The sequence below is a fragment of the Planococcus sp. TJ-201 genome, from assembly GCF_058268495.1.
In genome coordinates this window covers 131,468-147,097 of sequence record NZ_JBZDOG010000001.1, presented here as the reverse complement: position 1 = coordinate 147,097, position 15,630 = coordinate 131,468, and the positions used below count along the sequence as shown (strand labels likewise).

General features: G+C 42.4%; 21 protein-coding genes. 17 read left to right on the top strand and 4 right to left on the bottom strand.

Annotation, left to right across the window (positions count from 1 at the left end; genetic code table 11):
* Positions 1-5: 5 nt before the first annotated feature.
* The gene (locus tag AC4EG4_RS00815) at positions 6-689 is read right to left on the bottom strand and encodes a queuosine precursor transporter (RefSeq protein ID WP_490978174.1); all 684 of its coding nucleotides are present in this window, start codon (positions 687-689) and stop codon (positions 6-8) included.
* Between the two features lie 147 nt (positions 690-836).
* On the opposite strand from AC4EG4_RS00815, the gene AC4EG4_RS00810 reads away from it, so the two are divergent.
* Complete coding sequence (locus tag AC4EG4_RS00810) at positions 837-1,034, top strand: zinc-finger domain-containing protein (RefSeq protein WP_490978175.1); 198 nt, start codon at positions 837-839, stop codon at positions 1,032-1,034.
* Between the two features lie 66 nt (positions 1,035-1,100).
* On the opposite strand, the gene AC4EG4_RS00805 is transcribed toward AC4EG4_RS00810, so the two are convergent.
* Positions 1,101-1,310 (bottom strand): cold-shock protein, encoded by a 210-nt coding sequence (locus tag AC4EG4_RS00805; protein WP_490978176.1) that lies wholly within the window; start codon positions 1,308-1,310, stop codon positions 1,101-1,103.
* A 165-nt stretch (positions 1,311-1,475) separates the two neighbouring features.
* On the opposite strand from AC4EG4_RS00805, the gene AC4EG4_RS00800 reads away from it, so the two are divergent.
* The 5 genes from AC4EG4_RS00800 (at position 1,476) to AC4EG4_RS00780 (ending at position 6,089) form a co-directional block, all read left to right on the top strand.
* Positions 1,476-2,111 (top strand): HD domain-containing protein, encoded by a 636-nt coding sequence (locus tag AC4EG4_RS00800; protein WP_490978177.1) that lies wholly within the window; start codon positions 1,476-1,478, stop codon positions 2,109-2,111.
* The gene (locus AC4EG4_RS00795) at positions 2,108-3,985 is read left to right on the top strand and encodes an ABC-F family ATP-binding cassette domain-containing protein (RefSeq protein ID WP_490986666.1); all 1,878 of its coding nucleotides are present in this window, start codon (positions 2,108-2,110) and stop codon (positions 3,983-3,985) included. Before AC4EG4_RS00800 ends, AC4EG4_RS00795 begins: the two co-directional genes overlap by 4 nt.
* 26 nt (positions 3,986-4,011) lie before the next feature.
* Entirely contained in the window at positions 4,012-5,142 is a 1,131-nt protein-coding gene (locus tag AC4EG4_RS00790; RefSeq protein WP_490978179.1) for a conserved virulence factor C family protein, read from the top strand.
* A 137-nt stretch (positions 5,143-5,279) separates the two neighbouring features.
* On the top strand, positions 5,280-5,582 hold the full coding sequence (locus tag AC4EG4_RS00785) for a hypothetical protein (RefSeq protein ID WP_490978180.1): 303 nt from the start codon (positions 5,280-5,282) through the stop codon (positions 5,580-5,582).
* A 300-nt stretch (positions 5,583-5,882) separates the two neighbouring features.
* On the top strand, positions 5,883-6,089 hold the full coding sequence (locus AC4EG4_RS00780) for a hypothetical protein (protein WP_490978181.1): 207 nt from the start codon (positions 5,883-5,885) through the stop codon (positions 6,087-6,089).
* A gap of 196 nt (positions 6,090-6,285) precedes the next feature.
* On the opposite strand, the gene AC4EG4_RS00775 is transcribed toward AC4EG4_RS00780, so the two are convergent.
* Entirely contained in the window at positions 6,286-6,522 is a 237-nt protein-coding gene (locus AC4EG4_RS00775) for a hypothetical protein (RefSeq protein WP_490978182.1), read from the bottom strand.
* Between the two features lie 141 nt (positions 6,523-6,663).
* Complete coding sequence (locus AC4EG4_RS00770; protein ID WP_490986665.1) at positions 6,664-6,882, bottom strand: hypothetical protein; 219 nt, start codon at positions 6,880-6,882, stop codon at positions 6,664-6,666.
* A gap of 289 nt (positions 6,883-7,171) precedes the next feature.
* On the opposite strand from AC4EG4_RS00770, the gene pnuC reads away from it, so the two are divergent.
* From pnuC to AC4EG4_RS00715, 11 genes are all read left to right on the top strand, one after another.
* Positions 7,172-7,909, top strand: coding sequence for a nicotinamide riboside transporter PnuC (gene pnuC / locus AC4EG4_RS00765; RefSeq protein ID WP_490978184.1), 738 nt, complete (start codon positions 7,172-7,174; stop codon positions 7,907-7,909).
* The gene (nadR, locus tag AC4EG4_RS00760; RefSeq protein WP_490978185.1) at positions 7,910-8,962 is read left to right on the top strand and encodes a multifunctional transcriptional regulator/nicotinamide-nucleotide adenylyltransferase/ribosylnicotinamide kinase NadR; all 1,053 of its coding nucleotides are present in this window, start codon (positions 7,910-7,912) and stop codon (positions 8,960-8,962) included. It begins immediately after the preceding gene.
* Positions 8,963-9,129: 167 nt separating this feature from the next.
* On the top strand, positions 9,130-9,372 hold the full coding sequence (locus tag AC4EG4_RS00755) for a hypothetical protein (protein WP_490978186.1): 243 nt from the start codon (positions 9,130-9,132) through the stop codon (positions 9,370-9,372).
* 165 nt (positions 9,373-9,537) lie between these two features.
* Entirely contained in the window at positions 9,538-9,669 is a 132-nt protein-coding gene (locus AC4EG4_RS00750) for a hypothetical protein (protein WP_490978187.1), read from the top strand.
* 515 nt (positions 9,670-10,184) lie between these two features.
* On the top strand, positions 10,185-10,622 hold the full coding sequence (locus tag AC4EG4_RS00745; RefSeq protein WP_490978188.1) for a BrxA/BrxB family bacilliredoxin: 438 nt from the start codon (positions 10,185-10,187) through the stop codon (positions 10,620-10,622).
* Entirely contained in the window at positions 10,619-11,395 is a 777-nt protein-coding gene (locus tag AC4EG4_RS00740; protein WP_490978189.1) for a class I SAM-dependent methyltransferase, read from the top strand. The genes AC4EG4_RS00745 and AC4EG4_RS00740 overlap by 4 nt, the downstream gene beginning before the upstream one ends.
* Positions 11,396-11,675: 280 nt before the next feature.
* Positions 11,676-12,269, top strand: coding sequence for a YpjP family protein (locus AC4EG4_RS00735; RefSeq protein ID WP_490978190.1), 594 nt, complete (start codon positions 11,676-11,678; stop codon positions 12,267-12,269).
* Positions 12,270-12,452: 183 nt separating this feature from the next.
* Complete coding sequence (locus AC4EG4_RS00730) at positions 12,453-13,397, top strand: thymidylate synthase (protein ID WP_490978191.1); 945 nt, start codon at positions 12,453-12,455, stop codon at positions 13,395-13,397.
* 52 nt (positions 13,398-13,449) lie between these two features.
* Complete coding sequence (locus AC4EG4_RS00725) at positions 13,450-13,947, top strand: dihydrofolate reductase (RefSeq protein WP_490978192.1); 498 nt, start codon at positions 13,450-13,452, stop codon at positions 13,945-13,947.
* Positions 13,940-14,680: a lysophospholipid acyltransferase family protein gene (locus AC4EG4_RS00720; protein ID WP_490978193.1), complete on the top strand. Its 741-nt coding sequence runs from the start codon at positions 13,940-13,942 to the stop codon at positions 14,678-14,680. Before AC4EG4_RS00725 ends, AC4EG4_RS00720 begins: the two co-directional genes overlap by 8 nt.
* Before the next feature lie 96 nt (positions 14,681-14,776).
* A complete protein-coding gene (locus AC4EG4_RS00715) occupies positions 14,777-15,616 on the top strand; it encodes a DegV family protein (RefSeq protein ID WP_490986664.1) in 840 nt (279 codons plus the stop codon).
* Positions 15,617-15,630: the final 14 nt, after the last annotated feature.

Sequence of the window (15,630 nt, the reverse complement as noted above, 5' to 3'; positions counted from 1 at the left end):
ATCACCTACTTTTCGTCAATGGGGTTGATTCGCTTCGCCAAATAGCCGAATGGGGTATCCAAAACGGAGACAATAAATTTCAGCACATAAGTCGAGATGAAAATTTGAAGCCATACATCAAATGGAAATACGCCCCAAAAAGCGATGGAAGTAAAAATAAGCGTATCCAAAAGCTGGCTGATCAATGTCGATCCGTTGTTGCGGATCCAAAACTGGCTGTCTTTAGGAAACATTCTGCGCAGTGCACTAAAGATAATGACATCTAAATGCTGACTGGCAAGGTAAGCGACCATGCTGCCGATGGCGATTTGTGGAATCAATCCGAAAATAGTCTCCAATGAGCCTTGTGCGAAATCACTTTCGGCTGGAATGAACTTAATGCCAAACTGCATGACCAGCACCATGATAAGCAAGGAAGAAAAACCGAGCCATACCGCTTTTTTGGCTTCTTTTTTGCCATACTTTTCATTTAGGATATCAGTTGCCAGAAATGTGGAAGCATACAAACTATTTCCTAAGGTTGCCGTTAGGCCAATAATTTCGATGGTTTTGGTCACTTGAATGTTGGCCAAAACAGTTGAAATGGCGACCCAAGCAAACAAGCCGGTTTTTCCAAAAAACTTATACATGATCAATAATAATACAAAATTGAACAGGGCAAAGCCCAGTCCCCAAAATTCATTAAACAAAAAACTTCCTCCTTAGTTTTGGTAGAGCGGGAATTTGCGAACCGCTTGGTCCCTCTAAAAATATCCTCAGTTAGTATAACTATTGTTGGAATAAAAAACAAATGCGTAGTAGAATGAGGAAATGACGATTTGCTAAGAGGTGACAAAGTGAAAAAAGTTTCCATTATCAACGAAATTGATGAAATGCTGGCTACATATTGTGAAGGCTGCTTTGTGCGGACCCAACTTCGCAAAGACGAAGGGAAAACGGCTGCCCACAGATTTTGCATCAGCAACTGTACAGTCGGCACCCAACTCCAATTCCTTGGAAATGAGCTCAACAAAGTCGGAACCGGTGACAAATAACAAAGTTGTTTTTCTGCAATATAAAAAGCAGGAACGGAATTTCCGTCCCTGCTTTTTTCTATTGTTTTACTCTGAATCAATCTGGATAACATTTGCAGCCTGTGGTCCGCGGTTGCCATCAATAATATCGAATGACACGGTCTTGCCTTCAGCCAATGTCTTAAACCCTTCGCCCTGGATGCCTGTAAAATGGACAAATACATCATCACCATCATTATACTCAATAAATCCGTATCCTTTTTCTGAGTTAAACCATTTCACTGTTCCCTGGTGCATGCGAGTTCCCCCTATTATTGAGTATGCCATGGACCTATAGACGCCATGTTATGGATGGCTATACTATACATGAAGCCTACGAAAACGTCAATAATCGTTGGGAATACAGGCATTCTGGAGTGATTTCAGGTTATAATAGAAGAAACAGGCGATAGGAGCGGAAGCATGGAGCAGCAAAAAATCAAGCAATGCCAAAAGGAAGTACAAAAAATTTACGAGCAGTTTGATGCCAGCCACGATTGGCAGCATATTGAACGCGTCATGAAAAACGCCAAAAAGATTCTTGAGCACGAACCAGCAGATGCTTATATGATCGAGTTGGCCGTGCTGCTGCACGACGTCTCGGACCCGAAATACAAAAAGCCAGGGGAACACCTGGAACAGGATATTTTGGATCGTCTGGAATTGCCGGGTAGACAGCGGCAGCACATCCAGGACATCATTGCATCGGTTTCCTTTAAAGGCGGAAATGGCAGAGCAGCAGAAACCATGGAAGCGAAAATTGTCCAGGACGCAGACCGTCTGGATGCTATTGGGGCGATTGGCATCGCACGTGCATTTGCCTACGGGGGAGCCAAAGGACGAAAGCTATACGATTGGGATGAAAAAGCCCGCACCGAGATGACCGAACACGAATATCGGCAAGCGCAGACGAGCAGCGTGACACATTTTTACGAAAAGCTACTATTGCTGAAAGATCAAATGACGACGGAAACGGGTAGGCAGATGGCTGAAGAACGCCATCAATTTATGCTATCCTTCTTAAAGCAACTACAAACAGAAACGGATGGGAATAAATGAGCCACTTAAATATTACAAAACTAACCAAAACAGTTGGAGCGAAAACTTTATTTAAAGATGTCGAGTTTTCATTGTATCCAGGAGAACGTGCCGGGTTGATCGGCGTCAACGGAACAGGGAAATCGACCTTAATGTCTATTTTGGCGGGATCAATGGATGCTGACAATGTTGTCATGGATCACCCTAAAAAATATCAGATTACGTACTTGATGCAGGAGCCTGAGTTTGATGAGTCCTTGACGGTACTCGAAACAGTATTCTCAGGAAAATCGCCAATTTTGGCGTTGAACCGTGCCTATGAAAATGCATTGAAGAATATGATGGTCGATTCAAGTTCTACGAAATTGCAGGATGAACTGATGGACATCCAGGAAAAAATGGAACAGGAAAATGCATGGGACATCAATGCCTTGGCGAAAACGGCTTTATCAAAACTGGGGATCGATATGTACGACCAGATGGTCAGCGAATTGTCAGGCGGCCAGCGCAAGCGTGTCGCACTCGCGAAAGCATTGATCGAACCAGCAGACTTAATCCTGTTGGATGAGCCTACCAACCATTTAGACGCTGTTTCAACAGAATGGCTACAGGAAACCTTATTGCGTATGGGTTCAGCCATGCTGTTTGTGACGCATGACCGGTACTTTTTAGATGCTGTTTCAACACATATTTTCGAAATTGCCGACCAAACCATGTATACGCATAAAGGAAACTACGGCGATTATTTGGAAAACAAAGCGATTCGGGACGAAATGAACGCTTCGTCTCAACAAAAACTGGAAAACCGTTTCCGGTCTGAACTAAAATGGATTCGCCGAGGGGCGAAAGCTCGTTCAACCAAACAAAAAGCGCGGATTCAGCGTTTTGATGAAATCAAAGAAGATGTGCAAAAAGTAAATGACAATACGTCGCTTGAACTATCAATGCAAAGCCAGCGTCTTGGCAAGAAAATTATTGAGGGCAAGGACATGGGCGTCGCATATGGCGACAAGCAAATTTTCAGCGGCTTTGACTTTCTTTTGCAAGGGGGAGACCGAATCGGCATCGTTGGACCGAATGGCGCCGGCAAATCGACTTTGATGAAAATGTTGGCTGGTGAACTGGAACCGACTACCGGCAAGATGGAATACGGCAGTACCGTGAAAATTGCCCACTTTACACAGCATTTGCCGGAAATGGACGAATCGCAGCGGATGATCGAATACATTCAGGAAACATCAAGTGATTTTGAAGCTGAAAAAGGGGTTCGCTTATCAGCGACTCAAATGCTGGAGCGCTTCTTGTTCCCATCAAATGGACATGGTACGCAAATCGGCAAATTGTCCGGCGGAGAGCGCAAGCGTCTGTATTTATTAAAACTATTGATGGAACAGCCAAATATTTTGTTCCTGGATGAGCCGACAAACGACTTGGACATTCAAACACTTTCCGTACTGGAAGATTTCCTGGAAAACTTCCCGGGCGTCGTTATTACGATTTCGCACGATCGCTTTTTCCTGGACCGCATCGCGCGGAAATTATGGACAACAGGCACTGGGCGTATCGAAGAATACCAGGGCTTATACTCTGAATTTATTAAAGACAAAAGCAATCCAGTGGAACTCGCTGAACAGGAGCTTGTCGAGACGTTTACAGCCCAACCGGTAAAAGCAAAAAAAAAAATGAGCTATAAAGAACAACAGGAATACGACGGCATTCTTGATAAAATTGCACAAACAGAAGCGAAAATCGAATCAAGCGAAGAAGAAATGGCGTTGGCTGGTGCAGATTACGATAAGCTGCAAAAATTGACCCAAGAAGTCAATGCGTTAACGGCCGAATACGATGCTTTGGTCGAACGCTGGACCTATCTTCAGGAAATCGCGGAAGCATGATCTACTAATTGCAGGAGGGATTTTTTGTGAAAATCATTACCATTGAACCAACACCAAGCCCGAATACGATGAAAGTCATCATCGATCAGGAGTTGCCGTTTGGCAAAAGCCATAATTACCATAAGGACAATTTAGAAGGCGCTCCGAAAGAAGTCCAAGAGATGCTCTTGATTGATGGCGTAAAAGGCGTTTACCATGTAGCTGACTTTTTAGCGGTCGAACGCATTTCCAAGTTCGATTGGGAGGCGATTTTGGCGCAAGTCCGTAATGTCTTTGGGGAAGATCGCGAGCACAGCAGCGAAGAAATCGAGTTGGATGAGCATTACGGAGAAGTATATGTACATGTTCAAGAGTTCAAGGGAATTCCGCTCCAGGTCAAAGTCTTTGACAACAGTTCAGAAGAACGTTTTGGCATGCCAGAGCGCTTTGTCGCGGCGATGCAGCTGGTGATGGACCCGACAGAAGAGAACTACCTGCTGCAGCGCAAATGGGCAGATTACGGCGTCCGCTACGGCGATAAAGCGGAGATTGGCAAAAGCATGGTTGAGGAAATTGAAGCTGCCTTTCCGCAAGAGCGTTTAGATGTCTTGACTGCGAAACAAGATGCGGAACAACACGAGGCAGCACCACGTGGACGCAAAATTTCGGCGGAAGAATTCAATGCACCTGATTGGGAAACCCGTTTCCAGCTTTTGGATCAAATGATTGAGGCAGATGCTGATGACTTGCCGCTGCTGTCGCTGGCGTTAGACGATGAAAAAATGTCCATTCGACGCCAAGCAGCTATTTTCCTGGGTGATATCAAGGACAAGGCAGTCGTGCCTTTCGCTGAACGCGCAATGAAAGACAAGAGTTGGGCAGTCCGCAGAACAACGGGGGACACCATCAGTGATCTTGGTTTTGAGGAATTTGAACCGGTTATGATGGAAACCTTGAAAGACAAAAACAAATTGGTTCGCTGGAGAGCAGCGATGTTCTTGTACGAAACAGGAACTGAAGCGGCTTTGCCGGCGTTAAAGCAAGCGCAGGAAGATCCGGAGTTTGAAGTCAAGCTGCAGATCAAAATGGCCATCGCACGAATCGAACAAGGCGAAGATGCGAAAGGGTCCGTTTGGAAACAAATGACCGAAGCACGCCAAGCCATGAAAGACGAATAAGAAAAAGGTCGGGGACTGAAGAGTCCTTGGCCTTTTTCTGTTCCAGATAAATTAAATGTTTCCAAGTGTCCAATAAGAGGTAAAGTGCACCTAAACGATAGAAAATAAGGGGTCATCATTACTAGGAGGAATTTAAAGTGGAAAACAGTGTGTATTCGATGGAAATCTTATATAGCGGCAAGTATGAATCATGGGAGTTTGAAGACCGGCAAAAGCGGGATGCTTTTTATGGCAAGGTAGCCAATCAGTTTGCAGGCCAGAAGGTAACGGAACAGGAAGATCAAGTGGAAGATACGCAAATTGTACAGCTTTCCTCTAATAACTTAGAAATAAAAGAAGACGGAAAATACGACCAGGACACATCTTATGAATGGTTCGAATACGATATTTTCAGCCAAATGCTTGATTTTATTAACAAAGAATACGATAAAAAAGAGTAGCACTTCCAGTACTGTAGAATAAAGCTAAGGGCCAGCGGCATATTGCGATCACATAAAAGTAAAGTAAATGACAAGCAAACTACCTAGTTTAGGTAGTTTTTTTTAGTGTCACAAATACGTTGTTTAAAGACGTGGAATAATACGAATCTCGGGTAAAATAGGTATTTTAAATCACTTTATATATCAAAAGGTATAAAATTACTAAAATTCGTAAAATATATAAAAAAACATTAGGTCCTTATATACGTTTATTGGTAATAAAATTATGATATCGTGTATGTATACATAGGAGGGTTACGCGTGAATCTTACAGTCAATGGGGTCATCTTAAATCACAAAAGAAGTTCGTTAATAATTCGAGAACTTATGCGAGAAGAAGTTGCTGAACATCCAAAAGATGTGGAAGAATTTTTGAAAAACTATACAGTGGAAGAATCAGACAGTTCGATTATACTTCGTCCACCGTCGGTTGAAGGCATTCAAATATCGCTATTCAAGTCATCGTGAAAGATGGCTTTTAATATGGTCTAAGAACTTCACAGAAAAATAGATGAATATATATAAAAGCAATTTGCCGTTCGCAAACAAACGGCAAATTGCTTTTTGGGTTAGCGTTTAAAACAATATTTCATGCGGCTAGTATTTTTGCGGAAACATCGTGCATACATCGTATAATTTTAACTGTCTTTATTATGCTAATGAATCAGCAAGCTTTGTTGGAATCCATTTTGTTAAAAAGTCTTTCAGCAGCTTGGTCGATAGATGTGTAATGTTCCACATAATGGCTTTTACGTGATGTGATCTCTATGATGAATGTGTCTCTGATGCACTTAACGATGAGTGCATCTTCGCCGTCATCAATGGCAAATGTATGGGTGATGGTAGATGTATTGAAATTGCATGTGATAACCAAAAGTTCTTTAATATGATCCAGTTGCATGAAAATCGCTCTCTTTCAAGGTAAGGCATAGCTGTTTCACTTTTAAGTGAATCCAAGGCGAGTTCCATGAAAGGCAATATATTTCACTATCTTCGAGAAAGGCATAAAAAACCTGAAAATGTCAGGGATGGAAAGGTTAAGTCAAATTAACTTGTATTCTACTACTTTCACTGCTTCAGCAAGAGATTCATACAATTCTACTCTTTGATCCATTAAAAAAGTAAGTTCTAAAGTCGAAGTTAAAGGTACGCATCTCGCACGAATCAAACCATTACCATCTTTGCTAAAAACATGAGTGATTTTGGCTGTGTTGTATTGACGCATTGTAGATAATATTTCATTAATTCTTTCCGGGCTCATCGTAATTCCTCGCTTCCACTTTGGAAATTGACTAATAAAAGTCTCGAAGAATCCATTAATATCTGTCGGACCTCACTATAGCATACAAAAGCAAAGTCTGTTCGTCAGGTGAAGCAAGTAGAAACTCATGCAAACGCATCAGGCAAGGAGCATAGGCCCAAAAGATAATATTGTGTGTAGTGAAAAAATATACATCGTGCTAAAAGTAGATGTTATAATTTGGGTATAAAAAATATAGCTTCAAGTAGTGCAAAAAGAGTTGTAACGCATAAAAATTGGAGGAACCGCTATGTCCATTACTGCCACCGAATCAAAATCACATCGATTTTTAAAAGACTGGAGTTTGTTCGAAAAATCTTGGCTTCTTATTTTCACGGCCGTGAACATTTACCTGTTTTTCGCATGGGACGACACATTACTCGGTTTGATCAGCTCTCTCAGCGGTATGCTTTGTGTACTTCTAGTGGCAAAAGGGAAAATCAGCAATTATTACTTCGGCATAATTCAAACATCTACTTATGCCTACATTTCTTTTACATATGGGCTTTACGGAGAGGCGATGCTCAATGGCCTCTTTTACTTTCCGATTCAATTTATCGGACTTTATTTATGGCGCCGTAACACCATAAAAAATAAAAATAGTGTTCAGGGTGAAGATGTAGTTGTTAAAACGATGAATCTACGTTCTTGGCTGTATACTGCAATTGCCATCGTTATAGGAACCATTCTGTACGCCATCTTGCTGGGGACAATCGGTGGACGATCTGTCGGTCTTGATTCTGCAACAAATGTATTGTCTGTTACTGCACAAATTTTTATGCTGAAGCGCTTTGCCGAACAATGGCTGATTTGGATAGCAGTGAACATTCTTTCCATCATACTTTGGGTTGTTACGCTAGATGCTACAGGCGGCAATGACTATACATTAGTTGTCATGTGGACGGCTTTTCTTGTCAACTCAATTTACGGATATTACAACTGGAGAAAAATGGCTACAAAACAAGTGTTAAAAGAGGAGACCAGTTAAATGGCAATGGGCAAAATTGGAATGTACGGCGGTAAGTTTTTAATTATCCATCAGGGGCATGTCAGTGCCATGATTCGGGCGAGTACAATGGTAGAAGAGTTGCATGTCATTTTAACGCATGACGAGGAGTATGAACGCAAATTTTACTTTAATGGTACGACGATGAAACCTATCCCATTCCACCAACGGCTTCGCTGGTGGAATGAACTCACGAAAGACCTTCCTCATGTGAAAGTCCATGCCATCGCTGAAAAGCAGACGGGTGAATTTTATGACTGGGAAAAAGGTTCCATTGGCATTAAGGCAGCAATTGGCAAAGAAATTGATACCGTCTTCAGTTCAGAACATGCATACGGCGAACATTTCGAAAAGCTCTATCCAGGTGCGAAGCATGTTGTACTGGATGCAGAACGGCAAACCTACCCGATTTCCGCAACGCAAATACGAGAAGAAGGTGCGATGAAGCACTGGGCCATCATCCCGCACGTCGTGCAGCCTTATTTTGTTCGGACCGTTGTCATAGTTGGAACCGAAAGCGCTGGGAAGTCGACATTGGTGAAAAATCTGGCAAATCTCTACAACACCAGTTATGTTGAGGAATACGGGCGCAAGTTTTATGAAAATATTGGTGCTGAGATCACCATAGAGTCAGATTTTCCGAAGATTGCATTCGAGCACAAATACCACGAAGAAGAACAAGCAAAGCGTGCGAACAAGCTGCTGTTTATCGACACAGAAGCAAATGTCACGCAGTATTTTTCCTGGGCTTATCTCGGTTACGAACAGCCGGTACTGGACCAAGTAGCCGCGCTCCAACAATACGACTTGTGGATTTTCCTTGAACCTGATGTAAAATGGGTCGATGATGGCACTCGTCTATTCGGTGCGCAAGAAATCCGTGATCGCAACAATAACTATTTGAAAGCAATACTCGATCGCCAAAATATTCACTATCACTCTATCAGTGGAAACTACAGCGAACGTCTGGAACAGGCAGTTCGATTGGTAGACGAGGTTTTAGAAGAACAGCTATACAGCAGCAAAGAAAACTAACTCATTCGGATACGGGATGCTGGTTGTGAGCGAGAGCTTCGATCGCATCCTTTTTTGATTGAAGAAAAAAAGATGAATCGTTTAAGACCAATGGGGCAAAAACCGTTTTTCGTTTCTTTTCAAAATGTTGCTTTTGTTGTATATTGATAAAAGAAAAGAGTGATGATATGGGCAGTGCAGTATTTCCGGCAAAAAAGAAAAAACTGGAAGCTATGATCCAAAAATATGGCAAAGACATGACGTGGCATACGTTCAAAATAAACTTCAAAAATGATTTTCCCGAAGATTGGGAATTGATTAATACTGCTTTTGAAAGTTATCAAAAAAATACCAAAAGAGGAAAAAGTCATCCGATGCCTCATCCGGATAAATACCTCAAAAATATGTATACCAGCATTTCTAACGAGTAACTGAGAGAGCGTCCAATGGGCGCTCTTTTTCTGTGAAACTTATTGATGCCCTAAAACGACTAATGAAAATAATGAAGCACGATGAAACATTTGCAAAAGCCATGAATAAGCGAGTTGAACTGTTAGTTGACTAATTTGCTGATGAGCAAAAGAGGAGGAACAATTATGTTCATGATCTTAAATGCTGCTGTAATTTCGCTTTGGATCACATCACTTGCCGCTTTTGGGAGCAGTTACATTCGTTACCTTAAAGAGGAGCGTGCTTTTGAAAAAAGCGAAAGAACCGATTCTACTTAATGTTTGAGTGTATAGAGGCATTTCAATATTCCATCAACCATCTGAAATTATACGAATAATCAGGAGTGATGGGTATTTTCTGCTGCATGCCCCGTTAGCTGATAGTTGAATCATATATTGCTAAAAAATCGAAAGGTCATTCTTGGTATGAACAGAATGGTATTCCATATGATCGAAAATATCATATTAGCAACCATTTCAAAGCTAAGCTCTTTAAGCAGTTCAGTAAAACAATTTTCCTTTTTCTTCGGCTTTTTCTTCATGTCCTATCTCCTAGTCTGCTCAAGTTTTTAAATACTGCCACGAGAGTCTCTCGTGGCAGTATTTGTTTTCGTTATAAATTATTATATAGAAAATTTTTACATCGATCTGATTTTTTAAAAATAGTTTATTCCAGCATAAAGTATGCGGCTCCGAAACAGTCCACTATGAAATTCCAGACCATCTAGGTTACACTGAAAAGGATAAGAGACTATCTCCATGCCAAAACTAATTAGATGAAAAGGGGCGAAAGCATGAACGCATATGACGAGTACATGAAAGGCATTGTCGTGCCGATGCGCCAAGAGTTGACGGGTGCAGGATTTAAGGAATTATTGACGGCTGAGGAAGTCAATGAACATATGAGCAGTTCTGAAGGGACAAGCCTTGTTGTCATTAACTCGGTTTGCGGTTGTGCTGCAGGTTTGGCACGTCCAGCAGTTATCGAAGCGCTTCAGACAGTAGAAGCAAGACCGGAACATTTGGTAACGGTCTTTGCTGGCCAAGACAAAGAAGCAACTGCGCAAATGCGCAATTATTTTGAAGAAGTTCCACCGTCATCGCCGTCCATTGCGGTATTGAAAGATGGCCAGCTAGCTTACTTTATTCCGCGTGAACAAATTGAAGGCTATCCAATGGAACAAATTCGCGACCATTTGTCGCAGGTTCTTGAACAGGTGGCAGCTCAGTGAAAACAGTAGTAACGACAGCATACCGGCCAACTTCATACACATTGGAGCGGGCAGCTCGTGTTTCGGCAGATCTTTCGCTTATGCAAGTCTCTCGCAACAAACGTTCTATTGAGAAATTGCATGCAGATGAAGAGGCAGATGTGCTGGTCTGTTTAAAAGAACGGCTTGAGTTTTACCCATTGGGTAAAAAGGAGCCGTTCTTTTTTCATCCCAATTCCGCGGCTTTCCGGACAAAACGGCCGCTTGAACAAGATCCGGTCATCGAAGTTTCAGGACTCGAACCTGGAGATTCTTTTTTAGACTGTACTTTGGGTTTAGCTTCAGACTCGATCGTGGCTTCTCAGCGTGTTGGTGAGGATGGCAGGATCGTTGGTTGCGAGAGCCATCCCATTCTTGCCTACGTTGTTGGAGAGGGCTTGAAAGGGTATAAGGAGATGCCTCATTTAGAACAGGCAATGCAGCGCATCAACGTGATTTCATCCAATGCGGTCTCATTTCTGGAGACGCTCGAATCCGATTCGTTTGATGTGATCTATATGGATCCAATGTTTACTGAGGAAATTGCCGAGGCTTCCAACTTTGCTCCGCTCAGAGGACCTGCCAACCAAGAGCAATTGACAGACGGGTGGGTTGCTGAAGCAAGACGGGTGGCACGCAAATCGGTTGTGTTAAAAGCTCACTTCCGCTCAGGGGATTTTGAACGATTTGGATTTGTCCGGCGCGTTCGGCCAAATACAAAATTCCATTACGGTGTGATTACTATTCAGCCATAAAATAGACACAAAAAGAACCTTCTGAATTGTCCAGAAGGTTCTTTTTGTGTGCATATTAGTCTGTAAAAGAAAGCGAAGTCAAGTATCCGAGCATAAACAGGAGACCCAGTCCAATCAATAATGATGCATCCATGAAAATTCCTCCTTTTCAAAAAAAACAAGGCGTTGTTAATGACTTTATTGTACAATGAATTTCAAGAAGATGAAACCTTTACCAATATAAATCGTATAAATAAGCAAACGTGTTACTAAAATGTTCATAAATGAAAAGGTGATGTTGATGAAAAATTGGTGGCAAAAGTCGCTGATGATTGCAGTTGCCGTTTTGACATTAGGTGCGATCTCCCCGAATCATTTAATTTGGGAGTCGCTTCTAGACGAAAAAGGACAACCCAAATCACACGCTGCTGAAAGCGATAACAAACAATATTTCTATGATTGGATCGACCCGAGTGAATTTTACGACACCAGCGTATCCATACTCGACACAGTCCACCAGTCTGCTGAAGAGCAATCTTATTTAAAATTCGGTTCGCGGATTGGCCCTGTCATTCAAGATGAGTTCCAGACGATGATTCTTCCAAACATCCAACAGGCAATTGACATGCATTTGGCTACACTAGACACCAGCAAATTGAACAAATTGGCCATTTCTGAAAAGCCGTCAGGCGACTACTCGGAAAAGATTTTCCATGTGTATGATACCGAAACCAACAAAGATGAGATTCGTTTCCATGTGAGAACGGAAAAAAAGCCGCAAGTGGGCTATTCCTTCAATTTTCATTACCATCTAGCCGAAGATGATTTCCAAAAACACATTACCGTTGGCGATATTTATTGGTCCAAAAATACGCCGCCCAAATGGCTTTCCTAAACCGTTCACTTTGTGGCGGTTTTTTGTTTTGCACCATTTATATAAGTTAAAATAAGGATCATCTTTAATTGTGCTCTTTAATGCAATAAGTTCAGCAGCCAGAGCGATATTTGAAATAACTGTCATGCTTTATTAACACAGGCAGTATTGTTATGATTAAACATAACAATGGAGGCGAATTACATGAAGCAATATTTAGATTTATGCGAACACGTTTTACATAATGGAGCGACAAAAGAAGACCGGACCGGCACAGGCACTTTAAGTGTCTTCGGCCACCAGATGCGATTTGATTTGAGCGAAGGATTTCCGCTGATGACCACTAAAAAAACAGCATTTCGCCTAATCGTTTCAGAACTTCTTTGGTTTATTAAGGGCGATACAAATGTCCGAACTTTACTTCAGGACAATAATCATATTTGGGATGAATGGGCATTTGCCCAGTGGATAGCAAGTGAGGAATATGCAGGGCCCGACATGTCCGACTTTGGACGGCGTGCGCAAAAAGATCCGGAGTTTGCAGAACTGTATAAATTGGAGATGCAAAGTTTTCAGCGAAAAGTCATTGAAAATCCGGAGTTTGCGGAAAAATATGGAGATCTTGGACCGGTTTACGGCAAGCAATGGCGTTCGTGGGCGACAACTGAAGGCGGCACCATTGACCAATTAAAGAACGTCATCAAATCCATCAAACAAAATCCAGATTCGCGCCGCCACCTCGTGACCGCTTGGAACCCGGAATTCATTGACGACATGGCTTTGCCGCCGTGCCACATCATGTTCCAATTCTACGTAGCAGATGGCAAACTATCCTGTCAGCTGTACCAGCGCAGTGCAGACGTCTTTTTGGGCGTGCCATTTAATATTGCTTCCTATGCGCTGTTGACGCATCTTATTGCGCGCGAATGCAATTTGGAAGTCGGTGATTTTGTCCATACGACAGGTGACACCCACTTGTATTCCAATCATATGGAGCAAGTCAAGGAGCAATTGACCAGACAACCCAAACCTTTGCCAACCTTAAAAATCAACGAAGACATCGCATCCATTTTTGACCTGAAATTAGAAGATATCACCATCGAAGGCTATGATCCGCATCCACGGATCAAAGCGCCGGTCGCAGTTTAACGGTCCATACTTAAAGTTCACTCCCGTTAAAAGCGGGATAGGAGGAAGATTTATGATTTCATTGATGGTAGCGCATGATCCCAACCGGGTCATCGGAATAGACAACGAATTGCCTTGGCACATTCCAGCTGACTTGGCGTATTTCAAAGAGCAGACAATCGGAAAAGGCATCGTCATGGGGCGCAATACGTTTGAATCCATTGGCCGCCCGCTTCCAAAACGCCGCAACATTGTTGTGACACGCAACGACGATTATCAGGCAGAAGGCGTAGATGTGGTCCATAATCTGCAGGACGCTGTGAAATTGGCTAAAGAGTTTCATGAAGAAGTGATGATTATTGGCGGCGAACAGATTTTTAATTCGATTTTAGATGACGCTGACCGACTGTATATCACGCTCGTTCACCAAACTTTTGAAGGGGATACGTATTTTCCGGAATACGGCCGTGAATGGAAGCTTGTTTCAGAGTCAGAGCAGCAAATCTCAAACGAAGTGCCATTTTCGTATCAAGTATATGAGCGGCGCAAAAAGAAAAAAGATTATGCTTAATTCGGTCCGGACTTTCTCATTCCTATTTGGCTATTTGCCGATCAGTGCTGTTCATTTGAAAAAATTCATTAAACAAAAACCACAGCTGAGTATTGAGGAGTACGACAAGTTGATTCACTCGGAGCCTCAAAAATGGGCGACAGGCATTATGAAACGAACGAAAAGTACTGTTTCCGTAACAGGTTTGGAGAATCTTCCTGCTGGGCCTGTCCTTTTTGTCAGTAACCACGAAGGGAATTTTGATATTCCGGTCTTGCTGTCAACTATTCCCAAACCGTTTGGCTTTATTTCCAAAAAAGAAGTGAAGAAAATGCCGATCATTCCGATGTATATGGAAGAGATGAACTGTGTGTTTTTGGACCGTACCGATCGCCGGAGTGCTTTAAAATCAATCACTGATACCGTTGAAAAACTGAAACTAGGCCACTCCATCCTCATTTTTCCGGAAGGCACCAGAAGCAAAGGGCAGGGGATGGGTGAGTTCAAATCCGGTTTTATGCGCATTGCGAAAGATGCCAATGTCCCAATCTTGCCGATTGCGATTTCCGGAACTTCTGATATTATGGAAAAAAACAACAACAAAATTATGGCAGCAACTGTAACAGTTCAATTGCTCGAACAAGTTTCCTCGGAAGTAATCAAAGAGTTAGGAGCCAAATCAGCAATCGAACTGATTCGTTCACGAATCGAAGCAGCTCTTCAATCAGAGCTCTCTAAAAATCCTGTCAGTTAAATGTTTTTTCGGATCCCAGCCATTAAACTAGCAGCCCTATCAGTGGTTGTTTATCGACTATTTACTTAAACTAAAGCGAAGAAGGAAGTGTTTTGCATGCCGAAAATTCACATTGTCACGGACTCGACTGCGGATTTAAAGCCGGAAGTCATCAAAAAATACAATTTACATGTGGTTCCGCTAACCATTCAAATTGGCGGAAAAACATATTTAGACCGTGTAGACTTGGACCCGGAATCTTTTCTGGAGCTGATGAAAAACTCGGATGAAATGCCAAAAAGCTCACAGCCAGCTCCAGGAGTATTTAAGGAACTATATGATGAACTCGGGAAAACGGGAGATCAAATCCTTTCCATTCATATGACTGGTGGAATGAGTGGCACGGTTGAATCGGCGAAAGCAGCAGCTCAACTGACGGATTCAGACGTTACGGTCATCGACTCGCGTTATATTTCCCATGCTCTGGCATTTCAAGTGTTTGAAGCGGCCGATATGGCGAAAGATGGGAAATCAATGGAAGAAATTGTTGCGCGGGTAGAACAAATTCGGCTGAATACGAAGCTTTTTGTGGTTGTGGACACCCTCGATAATTTGGTTAAAGGTGGGCGCATCGGAAAAGGCCGCGCATTGCTAGGATCGTTAATGAAGATTAAGCCAATCGCGTCTTTGGATGACGGGGAATACACACCAGTTGCTAAAGTGAGAAGCCATAAGCAAGTAGTTGAATACTTGATGAAAGACTTTGTGGACCGGACAGCAGGGAAAATTGTGAAAGGTGTTGGCATAGCCCAAGCAAATGGTCTGGCTATGGCGGAACCACTTCGTGAAAAAATTAAGGAAACAGGTTTTACCGATATTAAATTTGATTTTACAACGCCGGTCATCTCCACGCACACAGGAATTGGAGCCATTGGTTTTATGTATTATACGGATTGATTTGAAAGGGAGAG

Bases quoted from the DNA above. Each gene is read 5' to 3' on its own strand.
- AC4EG4_RS00770 (WP_490986665.1), bottom strand. From the start codon at position 6,882: ATGAGCCCGGAAAGAATTAATGAAATATTATCTACAATGCGTCAATAC.
- AC4EG4_RS00800 (WP_490978177.1), top strand. From the start codon at position 1,476: ATGGAGCAGCAAAAAATCAAGCAATGCCAAAAGGAAGTACAAAAAATT.
- AC4EG4_RS00720 (WP_490978193.1), top strand. From the start codon at position 13,940: ATGCTTAATTCGGTCCGGACTTTCTCATTCCTATTTGGCTATTTGCCG.
- AC4EG4_RS00755 (WP_490978186.1), top strand. From the start codon at position 9,130: ATGGGCAGTGCAGTATTTCCGGCAAAAAAGAAAAAACTGGAAGCTATG.
- AC4EG4_RS00805 (WP_490978176.1), bottom strand. From the start codon at position 1,310: ATGCACCAGGGAACAGTGAAATGGTTTAACTCAGAAAAAGGATACGGA.
- AC4EG4_RS00750 (WP_490978187.1), top strand. From the start codon at position 9,538: ATGTTCATGATCTTAAATGCTGCTGTAATTTCGCTTTGGATCACATCA.
- nadR (WP_490978185.1), top strand. From the start codon at position 7,910: ATGGCAATGGGCAAAATTGGAATGTACGGCGGTAAGTTTTTAATTATC.
- AC4EG4_RS00775 (WP_490978182.1), bottom strand. From the start codon at position 6,522: ATGCAACTGGATCATATTAAAGAACTTTTGGTTATCACATGCAATTTC.
- AC4EG4_RS00795 (WP_490986666.1), top strand. From the start codon at position 2,108: ATGAGCCACTTAAATATTACAAAACTAACCAAAACAGTTGGAGCGAAA.
- AC4EG4_RS00730 (WP_490978191.1), top strand. From the start codon at position 12,453: ATGAAGCAATATTTAGATTTATGCGAACACGTTTTACATAATGGAGCG.
- AC4EG4_RS00715 (WP_490986664.1), top strand. From the start codon at position 14,777: ATGCCGAAAATTCACATTGTCACGGACTCGACTGCGGATTTAAAGCCG.
- AC4EG4_RS00735 (WP_490978190.1), top strand. From the start codon at position 11,676: ATGAAAAATTGGTGGCAAAAGTCGCTGATGATTGCAGTTGCCGTTTTG.
- AC4EG4_RS00725 (WP_490978192.1), top strand. From the start codon at position 13,450: ATGATTTCATTGATGGTAGCGCATGATCCCAACCGGGTCATCGGAATA.
- pnuC (WP_490978184.1), top strand. From the start codon at position 7,172: ATGTCCATTACTGCCACCGAATCAAAATCACATCGATTTTTAAAAGAC.
- AC4EG4_RS00745 (WP_490978188.1), top strand. From the start codon at position 10,185: ATGAACGCATATGACGAGTACATGAAAGGCATTGTCGTGCCGATGCGC.